At 46.7% G+C, this 6344-nt stretch carries 7 protein-coding genes; all 7 read left to right on the top strand.

Going from position 1 to position 6344, the window contains the following annotated elements; translation table 11 throughout:
• Window positions 1-627, top strand: a 627-nt coding sequence (locus HUU58_10610) for a 3-oxoacyl-ACP synthase (protein NUN46122.1), incomplete at its 5' end; no start/stop codon positions are given.
• A gap of 72 nt (window positions 628-699) precedes the next feature.
• The gene (gene fabD / locus HUU58_10605) at window positions 700-1638 is read left to right on the top strand and encodes an ACP S-malonyltransferase (protein NUN46121.1); all 939 of its coding nucleotides are present in this window, start codon (window positions 700-702) and stop codon (window positions 1636-1638) included.
• A gap of 36 nt (window positions 1639-1674) precedes the next feature.
• Window positions 1675-2427 (top strand): 3-oxoacyl-ACP reductase FabG, encoded by a 753-nt coding sequence (locus HUU58_10600; protein NUN46120.1) that lies wholly within the window; start codon window positions 1675-1677, stop codon window positions 2425-2427.
• 63 nt (window positions 2428-2490) lie between these two features.
• Window positions 2491-2742 carry an acyl carrier protein gene (gene acpP / locus HUU58_10595; GenBank protein NUN46119.1) on the top strand — a complete coding sequence of 84 codons (252 nt, stop codon included), beginning with the start codon at window positions 2491-2493 and terminating at the stop codon, window positions 2740-2742.
• Between the two features lie 178 nt (window positions 2743-2920).
• A complete protein-coding gene (gene fabF, locus HUU58_10590) occupies window positions 2921-4165 on the top strand; it encodes a beta-ketoacyl-ACP synthase II (GenBank protein NUN46118.1) in 1245 nt (414 codons plus the stop codon).
• A gap of 5 nt (window positions 4166-4170) precedes the next feature.
• Entirely contained in the window at window positions 4171-4989 is an 819-nt protein-coding gene (gene rnc, locus HUU58_10585; protein NUN46117.1) for a ribonuclease III, read from the top strand.
• A 15-nt stretch (window positions 4990-5004) separates the two neighbouring features.
• The gene (locus tag HUU58_10580; protein NUN46116.1) at window positions 5005-6318 is read left to right on the top strand and encodes a UDP-glucose/GDP-mannose dehydrogenase family protein; all 1314 of its coding nucleotides are present in this window, start codon (window positions 5005-5007) and stop codon (window positions 6316-6318) included.
• Window positions 6319-6344: the final 26 nt, after the last annotated feature.

Below are 6344 nucleotides of genomic sequence, written 5' to 3'. Positions count from 1 at the left end.
TCGGGCACTCAATTTATCGAATCCGGTACGGCCAAAAAAGTAATCGTCGTGGGCGCCGATAAAATGAGTTCGATCATTGATTATACCGATCGCAATACCTGTATATTGTTCGGCGACGGAGCTGGCGCCGTTTTACTTGAGCGTTCTGAAGAAGATACGATCGGTATTTTAGATTATTATAACACCGTAGATGGTAACGGGGCGCAGTATCTTAATATGCCCGGCGGCGGCAGCCTTAATCCGCCTTCACATGAAACGGTTGACAAAAAGATGCATTATGTTTTTCAGGATGGGAAAAATGTATATCAATATGCCGTCAAAGGTATGAGCGAAGCGTCTGCGTTGATCGTCGAACGAAACGGTTATACCGGTAAAGACGTAGCGCTTTTTGTGCCCCATCAAGCCAATAAGCGTATTATAGATAGTGCGGCCAATCGTATGGGATTGGATGAGAGTAAAGTTGTGATTAATATTGATCGTTTCGGTAATACCACGGCCGGCACCATTCCGATTGCCTTATCGGAGTCGGTCAGCAATGGTCGTCTGAAGAAAAATGACTTGGTCGTGATCGCTGCATTCGGCGGCGGATTTACATGCAGCAGTATTTTGTTGCGCTGGGCGTATTAATAATTAGCGGAATGTGACGAATCCGTCGGCTTGTACTGTCATGGATAAAAATAATAAATAAATAAAAATCGTATGAGTAAAATCGCTTTTGTATTTCCCGGGCAGGGTTCACAGTATGTCGGTATGGGTAAAGATTTGTACGATCTATTTCCGACTGTCAAAGCTATGTATGAAACGGCCAACCGAATTATCGGTCCTGATTTTTCGAAAATTTGTTTTGAAGGGCCGGAAGATGCGCTGAAACAAACGCGCATTACACAGCCAGCGATTTTTGTGCATAGCGTGGCATTACTGGAAGTCCTGCGTGAGAAGTTTGGAACGGATAAAGTGACATTTCATATGACGGCGGGGCACAGTTTGGGCGAATATTCCGCTTTGGTTGCCGCCGGTGTGCTAACCTTTGAAGATGCTTTAGCCGTTGTCAAAGTACGAGCCGAAGCGATGCAACTTGCGGGTGAAATCAATAAAGGCACGATGGCGGCCGTTATCGGTATGGAACCTGAACCGCTGGTGTCTATTTGCAAAACCGCCAGCAGCGAAGCAGGCGTCGTGCAGTGTGCCAATTTTAACAGCCCCGGACAGATTGTGATTTCCGGTTCCGTAGCCGGCGTGCAGAAAGCTATGGAAATGGCCAAGGCCCAAGGCGTTCGTATGGTAAAAGAGCTAGTCGTGAGCGGCGCTTTCCATTCACCTTTGATGGAACCGGCACGTGCTGAAGTGCAGAACAAACTTAAAACGATAACACTGAGTGATGCGCGTTTACCGGTGTATGCCAATGTATCGGCGGAACCCACGACGGATGCTCAGCGTGTACAGCCTTTGCTGGTAGAACAAATCACAGGTGCGGTGCGCTGGCAAGAATCCGTAACGCGTATGATCGCCGACGGTGCAACTAAGTTTTTTGAAATCGGTCCCGGTAATGTTTTGCAGGGATTGATCAAGCGCATTGATAAAAGTGTATCCTGCGAATGCATCGGAAAAGCCGATGAATTAGCTAAATTTGTAATATAACGTTGCCTTTATTGTGCATAAGCAAAGGCGAACGCCATGTGTTCTTTGACGAATCGAATTGCCGTAGTGACCGGCTCCTCCCGCGGAATCGGTAAAGCTATCGCCGTAGAGTTTTTGAAACACGGCGCATCGGTTGTGATCAACGGAAAAACTTCCGAACGGGTTCAACAAACGACGGATGAATTGAATGCCTTAGGATTTTCGGGAAAGTTTGTATCCTGTGTGGCCGATGTATCTGTTGCAACGGAGGCGGAGGCACTGATACACAAGGCGACGGAGGCATTTGGTCGGTTGGATATTTTGGTTAACAATGCCGGAGTATTTAAGAATAGCTTGATGGTGCGCATGGATGAACAGGAATGGAACTGGGTCATCGAAAACAATCTGAAAAGCGCTTTCTTCTGTTCCAAATATGCGGCGAAGATCATGATGAAGCAGCGGTACGGGCGCATCATACATATGTCTTCGGTGGTAGCGCTCGGTGGGAATCCGTTTCAAGCCAACTATGTTGCATCCAAAGCGGGGATTGACGGATTAATGATGGCCAGCGCAAAGGAATTGGCACCGTACGGCATAACGGTAAATTCCGTTGCTCCGGGTTATATCAAAACCGATATGACGAAAGATTTTTCCGAATCGGTCGTCGCGGAAATATTAAAATACATTCCGCTTGGTCGCCCGGGCAGCGCAGAAGAAGTCGCCCATGCAGTGAAGTTTTTAGCGTCGGATGAAGCTTCCTATATGACCGGTCAGGTCATCCAAGTGGACGGCGGGCGTGTAATCCGATAATGATGTTGGAGTGAACTTTAGAATATATACCTAAACAACAACTCTTCAAAAAGGAGAAAAACCATGACACGTGAAGAAATCACGAAAAAAGTAACCGAGATTATCGTTAAAAAACTCGGTGTTACGGAAGCCGAAGTAAAACCGGAAGCTTCGTATGTAGAAGATCTCGGTGCGGACTCGCTGGATCAAGTAGAGCTGGTGATGGAATTTGAAGATTCTTTCAGCCTCGGCGACAAAATCCCGGAAGATGAAGCCGCCAAACTCACGACGGTGGGTTCGACGATTGATTATCTTGTAAATCGTCTCGGTAAATAAGCGAATTATTGATGGGCTAATGCGTCGGATATTCAGTTATTCGGCGGATTAGCCTTTTTTTATCAAACTTGTATCGTATCCGCTTAAGATTCATGCCGATTTGTACGGTGGCCTTTTTTGCGGTATCACGCTACGAGAGGTAATTTTTTAACATTCATCGCCAATGTAAGGAGCGACTATGAGTAAACGCAGAGTAGTGATCACCGGTATGGGCGCTGTGACGCCGATCGGCAATACGGTTGAAGAATTCTGGAAAGGATTACTGGAAGGACGCAACGGTGTCGGACCGATAACACTATTTGATGCGAAAGATCACGTTACCAAGTTTGCGGCAGAAGTAAAGAATTTTGACCCGTCGCTCTATACGGATAAAAAAGAAGCACGCCGTATGGATCGCTTTTGCCAATTTGCCGTAGCGGCATCAAAAATGGCGATTGAAGATGCCAAGCTGGATGTAAAAAATTTGGATGCCAATCGTATCGGTTGTGTGATCGGTTCCGGTATTGGCGGATTTCAGACGTTTGAGGAACAGTTTGAAACGTACATGGCCAAAGGGCCCGGACGTGTCAGCCCGTTCTTTATTCCAATGATGATCATAGATATTGCGCCGGGTCAGGTAGCCATACAGCACGGTCTCAAGGGGCCGAATTACGCGACGGTGTCGGCGTGTGCTACAGGCAGTCATGCCATCGGTGATGCATTTATTTTGATCCAACGCGGTGATGCCGACGCGATGGTGTGCGGTGGTGCAGAGGCGGGTATTTGTCGTATGGGTGTTGCAGGGTTTAATGCCCTCAAAGCACTGTCCACCCGCAATGATGATCCGATGCACGCGAGCCGTCCTTTCGACAAAGAACGCGACGGATTTGTGATCGGAGAAGGCGCCGGCATTGTGGTGCTCGAAGAACTTGAGCACGCACTCAAACGCGGTGCTACGATCTACGGAGAAATGGCCGGTATCGGCTATACCGACGATGCGTACCATATCACGGCACCGGCTGAAGGCGGCGAAGGTGCTGCACGTGCTATGGCGATCGCGTGCAAGGACGCGGGTGTGAAGGCCGAAGAAGTTGGTTACATCAATGCGCATGGTACATCCACCGAATACAATGATAAAAACGAAAGTGCCGCGATCAAGACCGTTTTCGGCGATCATGCGTATAAGTTACTGGTCAGTTCGACCAAATCCATGACGGGACACTTGCTTGGTGCGGCCGGCGGCATCGAATTTATCGCGACCACATTGGCCGTGAAAAACGGGTGGATTCCGCCGACGATCAATTATGAAGTATCGGATCCGGCGTGTGATCTGAATTACGTGCCTAACAAAGCCGTTCAACGTAACGTGGACGTAGCGCTGAGTAATACCTTTGGGTTTGGCGGACACAATACGTGTATTGCCGTAACGAAGTATAAACCGTAATCTGTATGTCACCGGGGACTTCACAAGAGCATGCAGTACATGGCGGCTGGTTTAATGGGATAATCCGTTTTTTTCGGCGCGCTTGGGGTCCCGAACAAGCCGATGGTTTTTTACCTGATAACGGATTACGGCTTCAGGATTTATCGCGTGTTTTAGGTGTTCGGATTGAGAATCCGAAGTTATATATTCAAGCACTCAAACATCGTTCTTTCTTAAATGTGAGTAATGAGAAACACTTTTCGTCGTATGAACGCATGGAGTTTCTCGGTGATGCGATACTCAGTACGATCACGGCGGAATTTCTTTTTCAGAAATACCCCGAATCCGATGAAGGCTTTTTGACGAAAGGGAAATCGCACTTAGTCAATAAAAAGACGTTAGCGCATAAAGCCGAAGCCTTGGGACTGGGTCAGTTTATAGTGATGAGCGATGGTGAAGAGCGCTCGGGTGGTCGTTCGCGTTCATCTATATTATCGGATGTTTTTGAAGCGCTCATCGCAGCGGTTTATCTGGACCACGGGTATCATACGGCGCGTAAATTTGTTTTGGATACGCTGCTTTGCGATACCGAGCGTATTTTGCAGAGCGAAATGAATTCCAATTTTAAGGGCGATTTACTGGAATATACCCAAGGCAAAGATCTCGGTATTCCGCAGTATATCGTCGTCAGCGAAACAGGGCCCGAACATCAAAAAGAGTTTACCATCCAAGTAGCCGTTAAAGATACCATACTAGGATGCGGCAGAGGGTTATCCAAAAAAGAAGCAGAACAGCAAGCCGCTAAAGAGGCTTTGCAAAGAATAAAAAATAACGGAATCCAATAATCTAGAGGTATTACTGTGAAAAAGATATGCGTGGTAGGAACCGGTTATGTTGGCCTGGTATCCGGTGCGTGTTTAGCCGATTTTGGCAACAACGTCATATGCGCCGATATTGATAAAGAAAAAATTGATAAACTCAATCAAGGTGTTATACCGATTTATGAGCCGGGCCTTAAGGAAGTGGTGGATCGCAATGTTGAGAAAAAACGTTTGTTTTTTTCCAATGACGTGGCGCAGTCTATCAAAGAGTCCGAAGTCATTTTTATCGCGGTAGGTACGCCACCCGGACCTAAGGGGGACGCCGATTTGAGTATTGTTTTCAAAGTCGCCGAAACTATTGCAAAAAACTTAAACGGCTATAAAGTTGTAGTCACCAAGAGTACGGTTCCTGCGGGTACGGGTGAAAAAGTCAGGAAGATTCTTTCCGAGCATGCCCCCAAAGGTGCCGAATTTGACGTGGTATCCAATCCCGAATTTTTACGCGAAGGTTCTGCGGTCAGTGATTTCTTAAGACCGGATCGTGTGGTCATAGGGAGCAACAGCGATCGTGCGACAGAGGTGATGAAAACAGTGTATCGGGCGCTTTATATCAATGAGACGCCGATGGTCGTGACCAATGTCGAATCATCCGAAATGATCAAATATGCATCGAATGCATTTCTGGCCGTAAAAATTTCGTTTATTAATGAAATCGCCAATATTTGCGAAAAGATCGGTGCTGATGTAAAGGTTGTTGCCAAAGCGATGGGATTGGATGGCCGTATCAGTCCGAAATTTCTCCATGCCGGTGGCGGTTTCGGCGGTTCTTGTTTTCCTAAAGATACCATGGCGTTAGCCAAAACAGCCGAAGAGGTTGGGGTTCAAAACCTTGTTGTCAATGCCGCCATTCAGGCGAATGATTACCAAAAAATGCTCATGGTTGAAAAAATCAGAAAAATGGTCGGCGGTAATTTTAAAGGTAAAACCATCGCGGTGCTGGGTATTGCGTTCAAACCTAATACCGACGACATCCGTGAAGCCACATCGCTTGTGATCATGGAAGAAATCACCAAAGAAGGCGGCGTTGTGAAAGCTTATGATCCCGTAGCTATGGAACAAGCGCAGAAATTTTTCCCGACGATGTATTATGCTAAAGATGCTTTTGAAGCCGTGCAAGGTGCTGACTGTATGGTGATCGTGACGGAGTGGAATGAGTTTCGCGAGTTGGATTTGGTCAAAGCGAAAACACTGCTAAAATCGGCTAAGATTGTTGATTGCAGAAACATATTCGATCCAAAAGAAATAAAAGCACTCGGATTTGAGTATAATGCGGTAGGGCGAATTGTAAAATAGAATAAGAATAAAATAAATTGGAGTCT

The sequence above is a fragment of the bacterium genome (assembly GCA_013360215.1).
GTDB lineage: Bacteria > CLD3 > CLD3 > SB21 > SB21 > JABWCP01.
Note: the sequence above shows the minus strand (reverse complement) of the source record. Positions and strands in the feature narration are given on the sequence as shown.